Genomic DNA, 19916 nt, shown 5'->3' with positions numbered 1-19916 from the left:
GCCGGTCGCTCGGCCCGGACGGGCGCGGCGACGTTCGGCCGTGCTTGCTGCTGATAGGTCGCTGGCACCACCACCGGGGACACCACCTGCTTCGGCGGCGCGATCCAAACGTCGTCACCCGAGCCCGCGGCGGAGTTCGTCCCCTCCGCGATGGCCTGCCCGGCGCCGCCCTGGGTCGAGACCGCCAGGCCGATCAGTGTCGCCGTCGAGAGCACCGCCAGTCGCGCGGGAACGACATTATTTCGCGGCGCGCTGTGCTTCCCCATCAGATGCCTTCCTTCGAAATGCTGGATCGCTGGCGAAGCCGACAGCCCACCGCTGGGTACGACCTGGTCCGAACTGCCGGTCGGGAGCCGTTCGACCGCCGCTCTGCGGTCATCTACGCGGTACTGCGGGCTGTCGGCTTCCATTTCGGAGCGTAGAACTCGGCGGGTGTGACCAACAAGCAGAACGGACATTCTTACATCGAATCAAGGTCCGATTAACAGTCGCACCGATACCCGATCACAGCCATATCACAGGAACTGCTTCCACAGATCACCACCGGATCACAGCACAGCTCTCGGCGACCCGGTTCGACGCCTACTGTCGAATCACCACAACGCTGCGGCAGGGTCTCGATAACGGCTCCCCAGCAGGCGTTGTTAGGCGGGCTAATATCCGTTGAGATTTTCCTTGAATCAGCACCTAACCAAGGCCATTCGTGGTCAAAATGGTTCCGTGACGCGCATCCTGCGAGCCCGAAGGAAGGTCGTACGCCATCAGTTGCAGACGGAACGTTCGTCCGCAATCGACCCAGGTCGGGGCGCGGCCGAGTCATGCAATTGAAGCAACAATGTGATCTGGGTTACATGGAGGTTTAGCTTGGCGTAACGTTTGACGTAGCAGTCACCGCAGTAGATACTGCTTGCACACAAGTCGGCGCAACACCTCGATGGCAGCCATTCCGGCTTCGCCACAATTCGCGGATGAACGCACAGTTAACGAAAGAATGTGATGTGATTGCCGGTCCGTGTCGACCGGCGCGTGCCATGACTCGGTGACGGAATGCCACTTAATTTTCAGTGATGGACCGAAGGTGCTGCGGATGAGCCGACGGCTCGATACAAAGGTTGCCGATGTCTGATTACCCCTTGCTTACTTCCAATACGATCACGCTCCGACAGTTCGATTACTTTGTGAACGCAGTGCAGCTGGGTTCACTGTCCGCCGCCGCGCGGCGGTTCGGAATAACTCCCTCGGCGATGTCGCAACAGATCGACGCGCTGGAGACCTCGCTCGGCCGGAAGGTGTTCGATCCGCGGTCACGCAGGTCGAGGCTCACCAAGTTCGGCAGAGAGTTCTTCGCCCAGGCCTCCGATGTCGTTGAATCCGCCCGGCAGGCCATGGCCATGGGGCAGACGTTCGGCGACGGCGTGATGACCGTCGGCACGACGCCGACGATTGCCCAGAAGCTGCTGCCGCCATTGATCTACCGGATGCGCCACGAACGGAATATCGACAGCATCGAGGTCAGGGCGTTCACCGACCTGCGCGAGCTGAACGCGACGCTCGAAGAGGGCGCGCTCGATGTGGCCGTGGGACCGCTGGAGCAGACCAGCTCGCGGGTCGTGCACTGCTTCGGCGAGGAAGAACTCGTCGTCGTCTGCCATCCCAGTCAGCGCAGCAGCTTCGACGGCTCGTGGAAACAACTGGTCGAGGCGCCGTGGATTCGGTGCGGCGCGAACTCCGATTTGACCGACACGGTCTCGCGCGAGGCGGGCCGGGCCGGCGTACACGTCCGGTTCGCCGTCCGCGCCCCCGATGTGACCACCGCACTGAGCCTGGTGGAACACGGGGTCGGCGTCGCGCTGGTGCCGAAGATGGCACTGCACGGATCGGCCCGGCTGCTGTCCATCATTCGGCTGTCCCGCCCGATTCGCCGGGAATTGACCGTGCATGCGCGCGACAAGTCGATGCATGTGGAGAAGTTCCTCGAGGTCATCAGCGACTCGGAACTCGTCCGGAAGTTCGGCGCGGCGGGACTGCTGGAGATCCGGCGCCCGGAACCCGAAGTGTCGCACCGCACTCCGGTGCCGGTCGGCCCCCTGCCTTCGTAACGACCAGCCGCACTCCCGGTCCCGGCGACAGCGCGTAGAACAAGTCAGGCCCCGCCGAAGCGGGGCCTGACCTATATCTGTGCAGCCAGCCGGAACTACTTGGCCGGAGCCGGCGGGTTGAACGGCTGGTTGATCGTGGTGAAGTACTGGATCACCGCGCCGATCGCCACCGGAGCGGTGATGAAGATCTGGCCCGCGACCGTGCCGAGGGCGCCCATGGCGGCCGCGCCGGCGAGGCAACCCGCGGCGATACCACCAAGGAACGGACCGAACAGGCCGACGATGGTGCCACCGATCACGGCACCGCCGACGACGCCGCCGAGGACACAGCCGACGGCCGCGCCACCGATGCCGCCGACCAGGGTCGCGATGCTGGCGCCGAGGCTGATGGTGGCCGTCATCCGGCTCCAGGCAGCCTGCTCACGGTCGTACTCGGTCTTCCAGGGGGCCTTGTCCTCGAAGGGCATGGCGACCGGGGTGTAAACGGCCTTGCCCATGTCCAGCTGCGGGGTCAGCTTCGCGGTGCGGCCGGAGATGTCCGCGGCGATCGGGAAGGTGAAGTCGTCGAGCCGGAACTGCAGCGGGGTGCCCGCGACGACATTGCCGTTGGCGGCCTTGATCTTCAGCGCGCCGTCCTCGACCACGAGCGAGCCCGCGTCCAGGGAGACGATGGCCTGGGTGTCGGTGGTCTCGGCGGTGAAATTGATCGGCGCGTCGGCTTCCGCCGCCGGTGCCGCGTTGACCGTGCCGGCCGTGACGCCTAACGCGGCGATCAGCAGCGAGGCCGTCGCGGCAAAGTTCCTCATCAACATTCTTAATTCCTTCTCAGGTGTGGTCGGGATGCGTTGAGCTTAGGTTAGGCAGACCTAAACCTGTCAACAGGTACGTTTCTGGCCGCATTTCTGGGTCCGAGTACACGGAGGCGCCCCGGATGCCCCCGCGGACATCGGGTTGTCCGATTGCGCCGCAGGCCGACGGCCTGCGGCGCAGCTGTCGGGCTACCTTCCAGCCCGCTCAACGGCATATTCGGCGCGGACGCCCGCTACCGAGCACCGCGCGAAGGAGCGGACGATCTCACCGGTCCGAACCGCGACAACGGCCAGCGGCGAGAACGAAAGACCGTGGGTGTGTTCCGTGCCACCCTGCGGGTAGCCGAGGCCGTGTGGTCCGATCACGACGAACCTGTCATGGTGCAACTGGGGAAACGCGCCCAGTCGGGCCGGCAGTCCGTGACGAGCGAAACCGCAGGCTCGTCGGTCAGGACTGATCCGCAGGCACGAGAACATCGAGCCAGGCGCTCAGCACCGGCTCGGCCGCCAAGGTCGCGAAGTCCGCCTGCTCCGCCCCACCGGACCGCCACTTCTCGACCAGCGACATCAGCCGCACCGAATCCAAACCCGCGTCGGTCAGATCCGCGTCTTCAGGCACCTCGTGTGGTGCCACACCCAACGCGGCCGCGACATCGGCGATCACGTCCTGGCGGCCGAAGGTAACCGGCTCGCTCATGTTTCTCCTCGAGATTTCCAGCGCCTGATCAGGCCGCATTCGATTGCCGCAGCGCGAATTCCAGCGCGTCGGTGGTGGTCACCGCGCCACAGCGGCGCGCGACATAGTTCATGGCCATCACGTGCTCGTCGCGCCCGAAGTCCGCGGTCGCGTCCAGCACCACGAACGGCTTGATGTCGTTCATGAACGCGTCCGCGGCGCTGAGCATGCAACCCATGTGGGCGTACACGCCGGTGATGACGAGCTGATCGCGGTTGTAGTGATTGAGCAACTCGCGCAGGTCGGTCCGCTGGAAGGCGGAGTAGCGCCACTTGGTGACCTGGATATCGGCCGGGCCGGGCGCCAGTTGGTCGATGATCGCGGCGGACGGGCCGTTGCTCAGTCCGCTGCCCCAGAAGTCCGCGAGAATGCCACGGCGCGAGGGATGCTGGTCGCCGGGCTGCATGGTGTAGATCACCGGGACGCCTGCCGCGTTGCACTGCTCGCGCAGGCGCGCGATGTTCGCGGTGACGGTCGCGATCGGGTCGAGGTCGGGCTGGTAGGCGTCGATGAAGTAGCGCTGCATATCGTGGATCAGCAGCGCGGACCTCGACGGATCCAGCGACCACGGCACCTGATTCGCCTCGACGTCCTCGCGCGCCGGAATCGAGTACGGCGCTATCGGCGGGATGGCCAACGGTCTATCTCCTGTTCGATGATGGGACGCTCACGCGTCGAAGGTGGCGCCGCCGTCGACGCGCAGGTCGTGCATGGTGATGTGCCGGGCACCGGGGGATGTCAGGAAGTAGATGCTCTCGGCGACGTCCTCGGGCTGCGCCACCCGGCGCAACGGGATGCCGAGCCGGAAGTTCGCCGGGTCACCCGCCAAGACGTGATCGCGGGCAGCTGCGGACAATTCGGCCGCGTCCTCGGTCCACATGCCGCGCAGCATGGGCGTGTCGGTGGAGCCCGGTGACACCACGTTCACCCGGACACCCGCGGCGGCCACCTCCAGGCCGAGCGCCATGGCGAAGGCCGTCGCCGCCGCCTTGGACGCACCGTAGGCGGCCATCCCGACCCGAGGCGTCGTCGCCGCGTTCGAGGTGACGACCACGATCGAGCCGCCGCCGTTCGCGGCGAGCACCGCGGCGGCCCGGCGGGTGACGTTCATCGTCCCGGTGGCGTTCACCGCCAGGCACCGATCCCATTGCGCCCCGGTCAATTCCGACACCGCACCGGTTTCCAGGACGCCCGCCGCATGTACGACGGCGTCGATCGGGCCGATACGATCGATGGCGGCAGCGAAGGCGCGGTCGACAGAGTCGGCGTCGGTCACATCGACCTGTTCCGCATGCGTGATGCTCGCCGCTCGGGTCGCGCGGATCTCGCCGGCGGTGTCGTGCACCGCCGGATCCTGGTCCCACAGCACCACCGGTGCCGCCGACCTGGCCGCGAAGATCTCCGCCGCCGCTCGGCCGATGCCACCGGCGGCGCCGGTGACTATCACACCGCTACCGGCTTTACTCTCCCTAGACATATGCTTAGCCTAACCTTAATTTTTGATAGAAGTAAATCATCGACGTTTCGGCTAGAAGGAGTTCGATAGTGCCGTCTCAATCCGACCTAACCCCTTGGCCGGCAACCGAAGCCACGCAATACCGCGAGCTGGGGTACTGGACCGGCGAGACCTTCGGCGACATGCTCAGCTCGCGCGCAGGCACAACGCCGAACGCGATCGCCGTGGTAGACGACCGGAACCGCTGGACGTACGCCGAGCTCGAGCAGCGCGCCACATCGCTGGCGTCCGGCTTCCTCGAACTCGGCATCCAGCCTGGTGATCGGGTGTTGGTCCAGCTGCCCAACATCGCCGAATTCGTCGAGGTGATCTTCGGCCTCTTCTACGCGGGTGCGCTGCCGGTCTTCTGCCTGCCCGCGCACCGGCAGTCCGAGCTGGTCCCGATCGCGCAGGCCAGCGGCGCGGTGGCCGCCGTCACCTGCCACCACCACCAGAGGTTCAATCACGCCACCCTCGCCGCGATTCTGCGTGACCACGCCCCGGACCTGCGGCACGTGATCGTTGTCCCGGACAACGACGGAACCGCACTGCCCGGCGGCATCCGCGCCCTCGACGACCTGCGGGCCGCCCCGCGCGACCTGCCGACGGTGGCCGCCGCCGATATCGCGTTCCTGCAGCTGTCCGGCGGCAGCACCGGAACACCGAAACTCATTCCGCGCACGCACGACGACTACCTCTACAGCGTGCGCCGCAGCGCGGAGCTCTGCCAGCTCGACAGCACCAGCGTCTACCTCGCGGCGTTGCCGGTGGCGCACAACTTCCCGATGAGTTCGCCGGGAATTCTGGGTGCGCTGTACGCGGGCGGCACCGTGGCGCTGGCCATCGACCCCTCCCCCACCACCGCGTTCCAAGCGATCGAACGGTTCGGGGTCACCATCAGCGGCCTGGTCCCGCCGCTCGCCCGGCTCTGGGTCGAACGCGCGGAAGCCAGTAGCAAGTACGACATTTCGAGCCTGCGGGTGCTGCTCGTCGGTGGCGCCCGCTGCCCGGACGAGCTGGCCCGCCGCATCGGACCCGCCCTCGGCGCCACCCTGCAGCAGGTGTTCGGCATGGCCGAGGGCCTGGTCTGCTACACCCGGCTCGACGACCCGGAAGAGGTGGTGCTCTCGACCCAGGGCCGCCCGATGTCCGAGCACGATCAGGTCGCGGTGGTCGACGAAGCGGGGAACCCGGTACCGCCCGGTACCGACGGACTGCTGATCACCAAGGGGCCGTACACGATTCGCGGCTACTACCGTAATCCCGAGGCCAATGCGTCGTCGTTCACCGAGGACGGCTGGTACCGCACCGGCGACGTCGTCAACCTGCGCGCGGACGGCAACCTCGTGGTCAAGGGCAGGCTCGGCGACCGCGTGAACCGCGGCGGCGAGAAGATCTCGGCCGAGGAGATCGAGGCGCATCTGCTCGATCATCCGTTGATTCGCGACGCCATCGTCGTCTCGGTGCCCGACGAGCGACTCGGCGAGCGCAGCTGTGTGTTCGTACTGGCGGCCGACCCGACGACGCCGCCCGCACTGGGCCAGATCCGCCAGTTCGTGCGGGAGCGCGGCGTGGCCACTTGGAAGATTCCCGATCTGCTCCAAGTGGTGGACAGCTTCCCGGAGACCGGCGTCGGCAAGATCAGCCGCCGCTCCCTACGCGCAGCGCTCGCCATGCAAGCGACCGCAACCTGACCCAGGCCGATCGCGACAGGAGCCGCAGTCGCTATGTCGGGCTCAGGCGCTATCGGGGAGCGACAGTGGGCAAGCTCGGATCCACAATCGACGGATCATGCCCCTATCGTGTGTTGTTGTGTGCGGTGAGACGAGCGAGACCGGTCGGAACGGGGGCAGCGGCGAAGACACTTCGCCACGAGCGCTATTCGTGGCCAGGTTCGCCGAACTCTGGGAGGCCGCAGGCAATCCGACGCTGGCGCGGGTCGCGGCGGCGACCGAGGAACGCAGGAAGGCCGCCCGCACACCGGCACAGAGCCATCGGTCGTTGATGCAGCGCATCAGCGATTGGCGGACCGGGCGCAACGTGCCCTCCCGCTTCGAATCGCTGGATCCGGTGCTGGTGACACTGATTTCGCTGGCCCGGCAAGCGTCCGGTCCCGTCCCCGCACCCTTGTCGAACCGGTCGGCCTGGCGGCATCTGTGGAAGGCGGCCAGCACCCAGCCGGTCCGTCCCACGGTGCTGACCTCGCTGCGACGGGATGTCCCCACCTTCGTCGGGCGTGAGGTCGAGGTGCAGCGGATCCTGGATGCGGCAGGACCGGGCCGGGTGGTCGCCATCCACACTGTCGACGGCATGCCCGGCGTCGGGAAAACCACGTTGGTCACCCATGCGGCGCACCTGCTGTCGGATTCGTTTCCCGACGGCCGGTTCTTCGTCGAACTGAACACCCACACCCCCGGACAGGAGCCCGCGGATCCCGCCGAGGTGCTGGCCACCCTGCTCACCGGCCTCGGCATCGCACCCAGCCACATCCCCGATACCCTCGACGCCCGCCGTGACCTGTGGCGCGACCGCGTCGCCGCCAAACGAGTGCTGCTGATCCTCGACGACGCCCGCGACCACAACCAAATCGAACCGCTGCTGCCCACCGGACCCGAATGCCTCACCTTGATCACCAGCCGCCGTCGGCTCGTCGCCCTCGACAGCGCCCTCCCACTACCACTGGACACCCTCGACCCCGACACGGCGAAAGACCTGTTCTGCCGGCTGGCGCAACGCAACCCACAGGGCGAGGACATCGCGGCCGTCGCCGAGATCGTCCGGCTCTGTGGGTATTTACCACTGGCGATCGTGCTACTGGCCGGCCGAACCGCTCACCATCCGGTGTGGACGCTCGCCGGACTGGCCGAACAGTTCCGCGCCGCCCAGGACCGGCTCGGTGAACTCGACGCCGGTCAACGCGCGGTGCGTGCCGCGTTCACCGCTTCCTACGAAAACCTGCCACCCGGCAGGCAGCAACTGTTCCGCACGCTGGGACTACACCCCGGCACCGACTTCGACGCCTACGCCGTCGCCGCGCTGAACGACATACCGCTTGCCGAGGCACGCACCGAACTCGATGCGCTGTACACCGACCACCTGGTCGAGGAGACCACACCCGGCCGCTACTGCTTGCACGACCTGGTCCGCGAATACGCGCGCGCCCTCGCCGCGTCGTCCAGCGACGGCACCGCGCCGGTGCAGCGATTGCTGGACTACTACCTGAGCACCGCCGCAGCGGCGGACCAATGGCTGACCCACAAGCCCCGCCCCACCGATTACCAGCGCACCTCCGGCACAGCCGGTGCCGTCTTGCCGGAATTCGGCGACGAGACGCACGCGCTGGCGTGGCTGCGGATGGAGCGAACCACCCTGCTCGCCTGTCTCGAATACACCGCCGACCGCGACCCAGCGCGGATGGTCGGGCTGACCGAGGTGCTGGCCGAATTTCTGGAGCGCGAGGGGCCGTGGTCACTGGCCCTTCGCTGGCACGAGCGCGCCGCCGCGGCCGCGGACCGTCTCGACGACCGCCTCGGCCGCGCCAACGCCCTCACCAACCTCGCCACCGTGCAGTGGCAGAGCGGGAACTACGACCAAGACACCGACCTACTCCAGCAAGTGCTGACCCTGTACCGGGAGACCGGCCACCCCCTCGGCGAAGCCAACGCGCTCCGCAACCTCGGCATGGTGCAGTGGCAGACCGGAAACTACGACCAGGCTGCCGACCTACTTCGGCAGGCCTTGATCCTGTACCGAGACATCGGTTATCTCCTCGGCGAAGCCAGAACCCTCGCCAGCCTTGGCGGCGTGCGCCGAGACACCGGCGACTACGAGCAAGCCGCGCAGCTGTTCCAACAAGTTCTGTCCCGGTACCGGGAGATCGGTCATCGCCTCGGCGAAGCCAGCGCCCTGGGCTTCCTCGGCACCGTGCGCCGGTACACCGGGGACTACGGGCAGGCCGCCGACTTGCTGCTGCGCGCCGCAACTCTGTTTCGGGAGGCCGGCTACCGCCTCGGCGAAGCCAGAGCCCTCAGCTGCCTCGGCAAGGTGCGCCGCGACACCGGGGATTACCGGCAAGCCACCGACCTATCCCGGCAAGCCCTGATCTTGTTCCGGGAGACCGGCAACCGCATCGGGGAAGCCGACGCACTCGTCAACCTCAGCACCGTGTGCCGCGAAACCGGGAACCACGAGCAGGCCACCGACCTCTCCCGGCAAGCCCTGGTCCTGTTGCGCGAGACCGGCTACCGCGTCCAGGAAGTCGAGGCATTGAACAACACCGCGAAGGCGCTGTTGGCGGCCGGCGAGCCGGGTGAGGCCTTGACGATGTTCACCCACGCGCTGCGCGTGGCCGGCGATATCGACAGCCGGATCCAACAGGCCAGCGCCATGGAAGGCATCGTCCGCTGCCGCGCCGCCCTCGGCGACACCGCCCATCCGCGCCACGCCATCGACAGCTACCGCCGCCTCGGTCCATCCGATCGTCCTACTGGGCGATTACTGCCGGACGAGATAACACGCTAGGGTAGGCAAACCTAAATTTTAAGGCTTGATCGATGGAGACCCTGCGCCTGACCGGCGAAACCTTCTCGGAGGCCCTGCTACAGCTCGGAAGTCGTGGAGAAATTACCAGATGGAAGGTATGCGCGTACGGCCTAGGCGCTGGCCGGGGTGGCTGCTGGCGGCTGCCGTACTGATCGCTGCCTGCTTGCTCAGTCTCATGATCGGGACCAAGGCCATTCCGGCCGGGCAGGTGTGGGATGCGCTCTGGAACGCAAGCGAGTCGGCGGACGCGCTGGTCATCACCGAGTACCGGGTGCCGCGCACGCTGCTCGGGCTGCTCGCCGGACTCGCGCTCGGCGTGGCCGGCTGCCTCATGCAGGGGCTGACGCGTAATCCGCTGGCCGATCCGGGACTGCTCGGCATCAATGCCGGGGCGGCCTTCGTCATCGCGATAGCGGTCGCTTTTCTGGGAGTCACCGAGATCACGTCGTACGTGTGGTTCGGGTTCATCGGTGCCGCAGTGGCCTCGGTCGTGGTCTACCGGCTGGGCACCGCGGGCAGGCAGGGGACGGATCCGGTCCGGCTGACGCTGGCGGGGGTCGCCATCACGGCCGTGCTGTCCGGACTCACCAAGGGGTTGATACTGCTGAACCCCAAGGCCTTCGACCATATGCGGAACTGGGATGCCGGAGCGCTGACCGGGCGCGGCTACGACGTCATCACCGGCGCCACACCGTTCATTCTCATCGGCCTGGTGGCGGCGGTGATCGCCGCGCGCTCGCTCAATGCCGTCGCCCTCGGTGACGACCTCGCCCACGCGCTGGGGGTGCACATCAGGCGGACCCGGCTGCTCACCGTCACGTCGCTGACCCTGTTGTGCGGTACCGCGACCGCCGCGGTGGGGCCGATCACCTTCGTCGGCTTGGCGGTGCCGCATATCGCCCGCTGGATCGTCGGACCCGACCAGCGCTGGGTCATCGCCTACTCCATGCTGCTCGCGCCGATTCTGGTGCTTGGCGCGGATATGCTGGGCCGCATACTCGTTCGGCCCGATGAAGTGGCGGCGGGATTGGTGACCGCCTTCCTCGGTGCACCCATCCTGATCTGGCTGGCGCGGCGGACCCGGGTGAGCGAACAATGACCGCCATCGATTTCGGGCACTCGGTGCTGGTGGTCCGAACCCGGCGCCTCGCCGTTCGGGTGAGTGTGCGCACCGTGGTGGTGTGCGCGATTCTCGTCATCGCCGCACTGGCCGTGGCCGTATTGTCGCTCGGCACCGGCGATTACCCGATTCCACCGGATCGGGTGCTGCGCGCGCTGTTCATCGGGGATCAGCGATTCGACCGACTCGTGGTGTGGGACTGGCGACTTCCGCGCGTGGTGCTGGCCCTGGCGTTGGGCGCGGCGCTCGGAGTGAGCGGCGCCATCCTGCAATCGGTGACCCGCAATCCGCTCGGCAGCCCGGATCTGATCGGCTTCAACACCGGCGCTTACACCGGTGCGCTCATCGTCATGCTGACGCTGGGCGGCGGCGGATTCCAAACCTCGGCGGGTGCGTTCGTCGGCGGACTGGCTGCCGCCCTTGCCATTCAGCTGCTGGCCTTCCGGCACAATGTCACCGGATTCCGGCTCATCATCGTGGGCATCGGCGTCAGCGCCATGCTGGCCTCGGTCAATACCTGGCTCATTCTGCGCGCCGATCTCACCGCCGCCATGTCGGCGGCCGCCTGGGGCGCGGGGTCGCTGAGCAGGGCCACCTCGTCGCAGGTCGCGCCCACGCTCATCCTGCTGGCGGTCCTCGGCGTGGCCGCTCTCGCCACCGCGTCCCGCTTGCACATCCTGGAATTGGGTGACGATCTGGCGCAGGCGTTCGGCATCCGGGTCGGACGCGACCGCGTGCTACTGATCGTGCTGAGCGTCGCGTTCTGCTCCGTCGCCACGGCCGTCGCCGGACCCATCGCCTTCCTGGCTTTGGCCGCACCGCAATTGGGCCGCCGTCTGGCGCGCACCGCCTCCACCGCATTGGCTCCCGCCGCTGCCATGGGTGCGCTGCTGCTGGTGACCTGCGACTGGATCTCGCAGCGGATATTCGCACCCACCACGCTGCCCGTCGGTGTGGTCACCGTCTCGGTAGGCGGGGTGTATCTGGCATATGTGCTGGTCGCCGAGGCGCGACGGAATTAGGGGAACGACGATGAACGAGAAGCACAGCGCACAGCAGGATCGGGTCCGATTGCGGGCCGACCGGGTGCGCCTCGGCTATCGCGGCCGGACCATCAGTGACCAGCTCTCGGTGGATATTCCGGACGGGGCCTTCACGGTGATCATCGGCCCCAATGCCTGCGGAAAATCCACCATGCTGCGCGCGCTGGCTCGGTTGCTCGCCCCGGAAGACGGTGCCGTGCTGCTCGACGGCAAGGCCATCACCGACTATCCAGCCAAGGAGGTGGCCCGCCGCATCGGTCTGCTCCCACAATCCTCTACCGCCCCGGACGGCATCCGAGTCGCGGATCTGGTTGCGCGCGGCCGATATCCGCACCAGACCCTGCTCCGCCAGTGGTCGCAGGCGGACGAAGCCGCGGTCACCGCGGCCATGGCGGCCACCGGCGTCACCGACCTATCGGCCCGCTCGGTGGACGAGCTCTCCGGTGGGCAGCGCCAACGCGTCTGGGTCGCCATGGTGCTGGCGCAGGAGACGCCGATCATTCTGCTCGACGAGCCGACCACCTACCTGGATATCGCGCATCAGATCCAACTGCTGGATCTGTGCCGCTCGCTGAACCGGAACTCCGGCCGGACCGTGGTCGCCGTCCTGCATGACCTGAACCACGCCTTCCGCTACGCCGATCACCTCATCGCCATGCGGGACGGCCGGGTGATCGCCGCCGGTGCGCCGCGCGAGATCGCGACCGCCGAGTTGGTGCAGGAGGTCTTCGCGCTCGGCTGCCGGATCATCGACGACCCGGAAACCGGTGCGCCACTCGTGATTCCGCTTGCGGAGAACGCGGCGGGCGTGAGCTGACCCGGCACCGAGAAGTAGCCGATCCGGTGGGGAGGGTCACCTTTTTCTGTTGAAACTGAATTTAGGTTAACCTATCCTCAGTCCTCCCTGCTGGACTCTCATCGAGCCCGGGTGGACCGAGGGAGGGGGGCGCACTAGGTAGATGGTGAAGGAGTTGCCATGGGAGTGGTGGAACGGGACGAGAGCACGGGTCATCCCGGATTGCCGCTCACCGGAGCGCAACTGGGCATCTGGAACGCCCAGCGATTCGATCCGGAATCCGGGCGTTACCTCGTCGGTGAGGTGCTCGAGATCTCCGGCGAGGCGGCCATCGACGTCGATCTGCTGGCCGAGGCTATCCGGCGCACGGTCGCCGAATCCGAGAACATGCGGCTGCGGTTCCGCGAAACCGGCGACGGCCCACGGCAATTCGTGACCGATGCGGCAGCCGAACTGCGGCCGACCATCGACCTGCGCGTAGCCGCCCAGCCATTGGCGCTGGCGCACGAAGCGGTCGCCCTCGAACGCCACCGCGCCGCTGAGCACTGCCGCGGCATGGTCGATCGCCAGCTGTACAACTACACACTGATCCGGCTGAGCGACACCGAGGTCTGGTGTGTGCAGCTCTACCACCACCTGATCGTCGACGGCTACAGCGCCGCCCTGCTGTCCCGCCGCGTGGCCGGGCACTACACCTCCATGCGGCGCGGAACCAAGCCTCCGAAACAGACTTTCGGCACCATTGCCGCCCTCGTCGCCGAGGAGCAGGAGTACCGCGCGGGCGAACAGTTCGAACAAGACCGCCAGTTCTGGCGCGACCAGCTGACGCCATGGCCGGACCTGGACGGTCGCGGCCGCCATGTCGGCGGCGCCGTCGAGCACACGGTCCGCGGCGAAGGCATCCTCTCCGCCGGGACCCTCGCACTCCTCAAGGAATGCGCCGACAACTACGGCGTCACCTGGGCCGACGTCCTGATCGCTTGCTACACCGCCTATCTCCAGCGCGAGCTCGGCAGCTCCGATGTGGTCCTGTCCATGCTGCTCATGGGCCGAGTGGGCCGCGCCGCCCTGTCCACTCCGGCCATGGCCGTGAATGTCCTGCCGCTTCGCCTGCCCGTCCGCGCCGACGACCGCCTCGGCGAGCTCGCCGTGCGAGTAGCCGCCGCCCTGCGCGAGGTCCGCGCCCACCAGCGCTACAGCGGCGACGACCTGGCCCGCGACTTCCACGGCTACGGCGCCGGTGAACTCCTGCACGGAGTCGGGATGAACCTCAAGATCTTCGACTTCGCCCTCGACTTCGACGGCTCCCGGGGCGTGCTCCGCAATGTGGCGGGCGGCCCGCCCGAAGACCTCGGCCTGGTGGTCACTCCCCTGCCGGACGACACCATCCTGCTGGGCTTCGAATCCGACGCCCGCACCAACGACGGCGACTCCGTCCGCCGCCGCGTCGACGGCCTGATGCGGGTCATCGACGCCTTCATCGGCGTGGACAAGCCTCCTGTCGGCGCCCTCGAGCTGCTCGACCGCGCCGAGCGCGACCGACTGCTGGCCGCACGTTCGGTACCGGCCGACGCCGCGCCCATCGAGCTGGTTCCGAATGCCCTCAGCCGCATGGTCACCGAGCACCCCGATGCGATCGTGCTCGCCGCCGATGGCGTGGAGTGGACCGCCACCGAATTCACCCAGCGGGTCGATCGCCTCGCGCACTACCTGCGCGCCAACGGAATTCGCCCGGATTCGGTCGTCGGCGTAGCCCTCCCGCGCTCGGCGGAGTTCGTGGTGGCCCTGTTCGCGGTGTGGCGGGCAGGCGGCATTTTCCTGCCCCTCGACCCGGAACATCCGACACCCCGATTGCTCGACATGATCGATGACGCGGCACCGGAATTGGTGTTGAGTACCGGGTCGCTGGCAGTGGACCTCACCCCGGCGAATCAGGTCCGGGTGGTGGGTATCGACAGCGCTGAGTACCAGGCCGAGCTGGCGGAACATTTTGACGTTCTGTCGGTAGACGAGGTTGCAGCGCAAGAGCATTCGAAGCACGGCGCCTATCTGATCTACACCTCAGGGTCTACGGGGCGGCCGAAGGGCGTGCTGGTGGACCACGGTGCGCTGGCGCAGTTGGTGGCCGCACATCGAGGCGGAATGTACGCCGAAACAGCGGCGCGGGCCGGGGGTCGGGCGCTACGGGTGGCGCATACGACGTCGTTCGCCTTCGACGCGGCGCTGGATCCGTTGCTGTGGATCCTCGACGGACATTGTATTCGGGTGTACGACAGTAATATTCGGCGAGATCCGGCCGCGCTGGTCGCAGCCTTCAGGCGGGATCGGATCGATGTCATCGATGGGACGCCCGCCTTTGTCGCCGGGTTGCTGGAGCATGGACTCGCGCGTATCGCGCCGCAGCTGCTGGCGCTCGGCGGGGACGCATGTTCGCCGGAGTTGTGGCAGAGCCTCCAGCGAGCGGGGATCACGGCGGTCAACCTGTACGGGCCGAGCGAGTCCACTGTCGATGCCATCGCGGCTCCGGTGCGCGGCGAGGTGCCGTATATCGGGCAGCCGTTGCCCGGCTCGCGGATCTACCTGCTCGACAACGGATTGCAGGCTGTCGCGGATGGACGAGTCGGCGAGTTGTACGTGGCAGGGCACCAGCTTGCCCGCGGCTACCTCGGTCGTCCCGATGCGACAGCGGATCGGTTCGTCGCCGATCCCTACGGTCCGCCGGGGGCACGGATGTATCGCACCGGTGATCGGGCGCGGTGGGTCCCGGGGCTCGGCTACCGATACCTGGGGCGGGTCGACAATCAGGTCAAGATTCGCGGGCATCGCGTCGAGTTGGGCGAGGTCGAAGCGGCGTTGGACGCGTTACCCGAGGTGCGGGCCGCTGCTGCCGACATTCGTGAGATCGCCGGGCGACCCACCTTGATCGGGTACGTGGTGCCGGCCGGCGCCACTGGGTTGAATTCCGTCGAATTGCGCTCGCGGCTTGCTGACGTGGTGCCCGACCATCTGGTGCCGTCGCGCCTGGTCGTGCTGGATGCGCTCCCGCACACGGTCAACGGGAAGCTGGATCGGCGGGCACTGCCCGAACCACCGTCCGATGCGGGTGGGCGGTCACCGGAAACGCCTGCCGAAGCGGCTGTCTGCGCGGTCGTCTCGACCGCGCTCGGCCATGACGCGGTCAGCGTCGACGACGACTTCTTCGGTGTCGGTGGCGACAGCATCACCGCCATCAGTGTGAGCAGCAGGCTGCGCGAGCAGGGGTTGATCCTGTCGCCGCAGGACCTGCTGACGCGGCGTCCGCTGGCCGAGCTCGCCGCCACCGCTGCTGCGGCGGCGCCCGGCATTGAATCCCCCGCTACCCCTGCGGTGGCGCGCGGTATCTCGATGGCGCTGCCGCAGCAGAGCATCGATGAGTTGACGGCGCGGTACGGTCCGGTCGCCGACGTACTGCCGCTCTCGCCGTTGCAGGAAGGGTTGCTGTTCCACGCGCTGCGCGATGGTGACGACGACATCTACACCATGACAGCGCGTTTCGAGCTGGCCGGTGCGGTCGAGCCGGATCAACTGCGGACGGCCTTCGAGCGGATGCTGGCTCGCCATCCGAATCTGGGTGCGGCCTTCTGCTACCAGCAGTTCGACCAACCGGTGCAGGTGCTGCCCAGTGCGCCCGAATTAGGTTGGCGTGTCGAGGATCTGCGCACGCTCACGGCCGAAGAGGTCGACCGGGCAGCGGGCGAGCTGGAGCGGCAGGCCGGTGGCGAGCGGTTCGATATCTCCGCGCCACCGCTACTGCGGGTCCTGCTGATTCGCCTGAGCGACACCTCGCAGCGTCTGATCCTGATGGCGCATCACTTGCTTGCCGACGGCTGGTCGGTGCCGATCATGCTGCGCGAGGCGCTGGCGCTGTACCACGGCGACGGCGAAACACTGCCGGTACCCGGCTATTACGGTGACTATCTGGCTTGGCTCGGTGCCCGCGACATCGAGGCGGCGCTGGAACGCTGGCGCGACTATCTGATCGGGTTGCCCGCACCGTCTCTAGTCGGCATCGCCGGACAGCGCTCGCACGCCGTGGGTCTGCGGGTGCCGCTGCCCGACGACTTCGGCACCGCCCTGGAGACGGTGAGCAGGCACTTCGGGCTCACCATGAACACCCTGTTGCAAGGCGCCTGGTCGATGGTGCTGGCCGACCAGCTCGGCCGCACCGACATCGTATTCGGCACGGTCGTCTCCGGCCGTCCCGCGGAGCTGGCGAATGTCGAGACCACGGTCGGGTTGTTCAGCAATACGGTTCCCGTTCGGCTGCACCTGGATTCGCGGCGCTCGTTGCCGGATCAGCTCGCCGACTTCCAGCGGACCTCGTTCGAGATGCAGACCCAGGGCTACCTCGGTCTGGCCACCGTCGAGCGGGCCGTCGGCCTCGGCCGCTTGTTCGACAGCCTGGTCGTCTTCGAGAACTTCCCGAAATCCGGTCTGCGACAACCGGAACACCATCAGCTCCGGGTAGCCGATGTCGCCGTGCACAGCCTCACCCACTACCCGATCGTGGTGACCGCGCGGCCCAACGAAACTTTCGACCTACTGCTGCACCATGATCCGGCGGCAGTGCCGGAGGCGGTCGCCACTCAGCTCGCGGACCGACTCGGCGCGGTGCTCACCGCGCTGACCGCCGATCCCGAGGCCACCGTCGCGGCGGTCACCGAGACGGTTCGCCCGCGGAAGACCCACGGCGAAACCCTCGCAACCTGGGGCACGGCGGCGATCGATCCCACTGCTTCCGCTGTCACGGCCGAGGGCGGCACGGTCGACTACGCCGCCTTCCATGCCCGGGTGAACCGCCTGGCTCGCTGGCTGATTTCGCAGGCTATCGGCCCCGAAACGGTGGTCGCGGTGGCAATGCATCGCGGCGTCGACGCGGTGGTCGCCGCCCACGCGATCATCCGATCCGGCGGCGTCTACCTGCCGATCGATCCGGAACAGCCGGCGCAACGGATCGACAGCATCCTCGAAACCGCCACTCCGGCATTGGTTCTCAGCACCTCGGCCGATGGTTTCGCTACCGGCCGAGCCCAGGTCGTCGCCGTCGACCAGCTGGATACCACCGGATTCGCCGACATCGAGATCGCCGATGCCGAGCGGGTTTCCCCGCTGCGTCCCGCGAACTCCGCCTACCTGCTGTTCACCTCCGGCTCCACCGGCGTCCCGAAGGGCGTCACGGTCGCCCACGAGGCGATCGTCAACACCTTCGAATGGCTGCAGCGCCAACAGCATTTCGGCCCGGCCGACACCGTCCTCTACCGCACCCCGCCCATCTTCGACGCCTCCCTGCTGGAACTGTTCCTTCCCCTGCTTGTCGGCGCTCGCATCGTCCTGACCCGGCCCGATGGCCACAAGGACCCGTACTACCAGGCGCAGCTGATGCGCGACGAGCACGTGACCACCGTCCAGATGACGACCTCCATGCTCACCGTCCTGGCCGAGGAGACCGACCTCACCGGCAACGATCTGCGCTGCGTCATCACCGGCGGCGAAGCCCTCCCGCCCGCCACCGCCCACCGCGTCCGCGCCCGCACCGGCGCCCACGTCAACAACCTCTACGGCCCCACCGAGGCCGCCGTGTGCATCACCTACCACGAGACCACCGACGCCGACACCCTGTCCGTCCCCATCGGCCGCCCCGCGAGCGGAGCCGGCGTGCGCGTCCTGGACGAGCGGCTACGCCCGGTCCCGGCCGGAACGGTCGGCGAGTTGTATCTCACCGGTGTGCAATTGGCCCGCGGCTACCTCGCCCGCCCGGACCTGACGGCGGGCGCATTCATCGCCGACCCGTACGGCCGCGGCAACCGGATGTACCGCACCGGCGACCTGGTGAAGTGGACCCCCGCCGGGGAACTCGAGTACGTCGGCCGCGGCGACAGCCAGGTGAAACTGCGCGGCCAGCGGATCGAACTCGGCGATATCGAATCGGCACTGCTCACCTGCGCGGGGGTGGCCCAGGCCGTCGTGCTGCTGCGCGAGGACACCCCGGGCGATCAGCGCCTGGTCGCCTATCTCATCGCTCGGTCCGGGGTCGAACTCGACACCGAGGCGGTGCGCGAACAGCTGCGTACGGCCTTGCCCGCGTACATGATTCCGGCCGCCTTCCTGGTGCTGGACCATATTCCCCGCACCGCCAGCGAGAAGATCGACCGCAAAGCGCTCCCGGCGCCGGACTCCGCCGCACCCGAGCAGGTGGCAACGACGACCGTCGTCCGCGACGCGAGGCAACTCGACGTCGTCCGCGACGCGGGTCGACTCGACGTCGTCCGCGCGGCCATGGCCGCCGTGCTGTCGGTCCCCGAGATCGCCGCGGACGACGACTTCTTCGCCGCGGGCGGCCATTCGCTCTCGGCCGTGCGATTGATCGGACGGCTCGGTCGTGCGGGTATCGCGGCGGTGCTCGACGATGTGTTCGCCGCACCCACCCCGCGCGCGCTCGCGGCGCGCCTCGGCACCGCCGCATCGGGCGCGTCGCCGTCGGTCGATGGACTCGCGATGCTGGGCCGGCGCCTCGATCACGTGCTGGAACTGCGCACCGGCGGCTCGGCCGCACCGCTGTTCTGCGTCCACCCGGTGGGCGGCACCGCATGGCAGTTCGGTCCGCTGGCCCGGCTGCTGCGCGCCGACCGGCCGATCGTGGGTCTGCAGCTACCGCTGATGAGCGACAACGATTTCCACGCCCGCACGCTCGACGATCTGGCGAGGCACTACCTGGCCACCATCCGCCGCATCCAGCCGCGGGGCCCGTACCGCCTGCTCGGCTACTCACTGGGCGGCAATATCGTGCATGCACTGGCCGCGGCCATGGCGGCCGAGGGCGACGAGCTCGCCTATGTGGGCCTGGTCGATTCGCATCCGCTGTCCGATCTCACGGACCGGGCCGTTCGCAGCCTCGCCGACCCCGCCGAGCTGGACCGGCTGCTGCCCGAGATTCCCGAGGACCAGCCGGAGCTCGCGGTGGCCATCCGCTCGGCCGCGACGGCGCTGCTGCGCATGGTCACCGAGTCCGAATCGCCGCGCTACAGCGGCCCGATGGCCCTGTATTCCGCCGACACCGGCACCGAACCCGGACGCGCCGAGGCCCAGCTGGCCGGGTGGCGGGCCGCCGGCGCCCGGCTGGTGGTACGGCGACTCCCCTACTCGCACTTCGACATCGTGTCCCCGAAGGGTTGGACCGAGGTCGCGGCGCTGCTCGACGTGGATCCGGCGATTCGCGCATGACCTCTCCCCCGACAAG

Annotated in this window: 12 protein-coding genes; 7 read left to right on the top strand and 5 right to left on the bottom strand. The window is 67.8% G+C overall.

All coding sequences use genetic code 11. The annotated features are described in order from the left end of the window. A partial coding sequence (locus NN4_RS36655) for a hypothetical protein (protein WP_147140788.1) occupies positions 1-266 on the bottom strand: 266 nt, incomplete at its 3' end. Positions 267-1118: 852 nt separating this feature from the next. On the opposite strand from NN4_RS36655, the gene NN4_RS36650 reads away from it, so the two are divergent. After that, positions 1119-2099, top strand: a complete 981-nt coding sequence (locus NN4_RS36650; protein WP_147140786.1) for a LysR family transcriptional regulator — start codon at positions 1119-1121, stop codon at positions 2097-2099. Between the two features lie 95 nt (positions 2100-2194). Here the strand turns inward: NN4_RS36650 and NN4_RS36645 are convergent, their stop codons facing one another. From NN4_RS36645 to NN4_RS36625, 4 genes are all read right to left on the bottom strand, one after another. Continuing rightward, positions 2195-2911, bottom strand: a complete 717-nt coding sequence (locus tag NN4_RS36645; RefSeq protein WP_147140784.1) for a DUF8020 domain-containing protein — start codon at positions 2909-2911, stop codon at positions 2195-2197. Positions 2912-3356: 445 nt separating this feature from the next. Continuing rightward, positions 3357-3605: a phosphopantetheine-binding protein gene (locus tag NN4_RS36635; protein WP_147140782.1), complete on the bottom strand. Its 249-nt coding sequence runs from the start codon at positions 3603-3605 to the stop codon at positions 3357-3359. Between the two features lie 28 nt (positions 3606-3633). Further along, a complete protein-coding gene (locus NN4_RS36630; RefSeq protein ID WP_147140780.1) occupies positions 3634-4281 on the bottom strand; it encodes an isochorismatase family protein in 648 nt (215 codons plus the stop codon). Positions 4282-4311: 30 nt separating this feature from the next. Then, a complete protein-coding gene (locus NN4_RS36625) occupies positions 4312-5121 on the bottom strand; it encodes an SDR family oxidoreductase (RefSeq protein WP_186818808.1) in 810 nt (269 codons plus the stop codon). A gap of 161 nt (positions 5122-5282) precedes the next feature. Between NN4_RS36625 and NN4_RS36620 the strand changes: the two genes are divergently transcribed. From NN4_RS36620 to NN4_RS36595, 6 genes are all read left to right on the top strand, one after another. Beyond that, on the top strand, positions 5283-6833 hold the full coding sequence (locus NN4_RS36620; RefSeq protein WP_246181283.1) for a (2,3-dihydroxybenzoyl)adenylate synthase: 1551 nt from the start codon (positions 5283-5285) through the stop codon (positions 6831-6833). A 190-nt stretch (positions 6834-7023) separates the two neighbouring features. Next, a complete protein-coding gene (locus NN4_RS36615; RefSeq protein WP_186818807.1) occupies positions 7024-9660 on the top strand; it encodes an ATP-binding protein in 2637 nt (878 codons plus the stop codon). A 196-nt stretch (positions 9661-9856) separates the two neighbouring features. Next, a complete protein-coding gene (locus NN4_RS36610; RefSeq protein ID WP_246181282.1) occupies positions 9857-10780 on the top strand; it encodes an iron chelate uptake ABC transporter family permease subunit in 924 nt (307 codons plus the stop codon). Next, a complete protein-coding gene (locus NN4_RS36605) occupies positions 10777-11823 on the top strand; it encodes a FecCD family ABC transporter permease (RefSeq protein ID WP_147140772.1) in 1047 nt (348 codons plus the stop codon). Before NN4_RS36610 ends, NN4_RS36605 begins: the two co-directional genes overlap by 4 nt. 10 nt (positions 11824-11833) lie before the next feature. Continuing rightward, entirely contained in the window at positions 11834-12661 is an 828-nt protein-coding gene (locus NN4_RS36600; RefSeq protein ID WP_147140770.1) for an ABC transporter ATP-binding protein, read from the top strand. 159 nt (positions 12662-12820) lie between these two features. Then, positions 12821-19900 (top strand): non-ribosomal peptide synthetase, encoded by a 7080-nt coding sequence (locus NN4_RS36595; RefSeq protein ID WP_147140768.1) that lies wholly within the window; start codon positions 12821-12823, stop codon positions 19898-19900. Positions 19901-19916: the final 16 nt, after the last annotated feature.

It is taken from the genome of Nocardia ninae NBRC 108245, from assembly GCF_007990755.1.
GTDB lineage: Bacteria > Actinomycetota > Actinomycetes > Mycobacteriales > Mycobacteriaceae > Nocardia > Nocardia ninae.
Note: the sequence above shows the minus strand (reverse complement) of the source record. Positions and strands in the feature narration are given on the sequence as shown.

Bases quoted from the DNA above. Each gene is read 5' to 3' on its own strand.
- NN4_RS36650 (WP_147140786.1), top strand. From the start codon at position 1,119: ATGTCTGATTACCCCTTGCTTACTTCCAATACGATCACGCTCCGACAG.
- NN4_RS36645 (WP_147140784.1), bottom strand. From the start codon at position 2,911: ATGTTGATGAGGAACTTTGCCGCGACGGCCTCGCTGCTGATCGCCGCG.
- NN4_RS36635 (WP_147140782.1), bottom strand. From the start codon at position 3,605: ATGAGCGAGCCGGTTACCTTCGGCCGCCAGGACGTGATCGCCGATGTC.
- NN4_RS36625 (WP_186818808.1), bottom strand. From the start codon at position 5,121: ATGTCTAGGGAGAGTAAAGCCGGTAGCGGTGTGATAGTCACCGGCGCC.
- NN4_RS36620 (WP_246181283.1), top strand. From the start codon at position 5,283: ATGCTCAGCTCGCGCGCAGGCACAACGCCGAACGCGATCGCCGTGGTA.
- NN4_RS36610 (WP_246181282.1), top strand. From the start codon at position 9,857: ATGATCGGGACCAAGGCCATTCCGGCCGGGCAGGTGTGGGATGCGCTC.
- NN4_RS36605 (WP_147140772.1), top strand. From the start codon at position 10,777: ATGACCGCCATCGATTTCGGGCACTCGGTGCTGGTGGTCCGAACCCGG.
- NN4_RS36600 (WP_147140770.1), top strand. From the start codon at position 11,834: ATGAACGAGAAGCACAGCGCACAGCAGGATCGGGTCCGATTGCGGGCC.
- NN4_RS36595 (WP_147140768.1), top strand. From the start codon at position 12,821: ATGGGAGTGGTGGAACGGGACGAGAGCACGGGTCATCCCGGATTGCCG.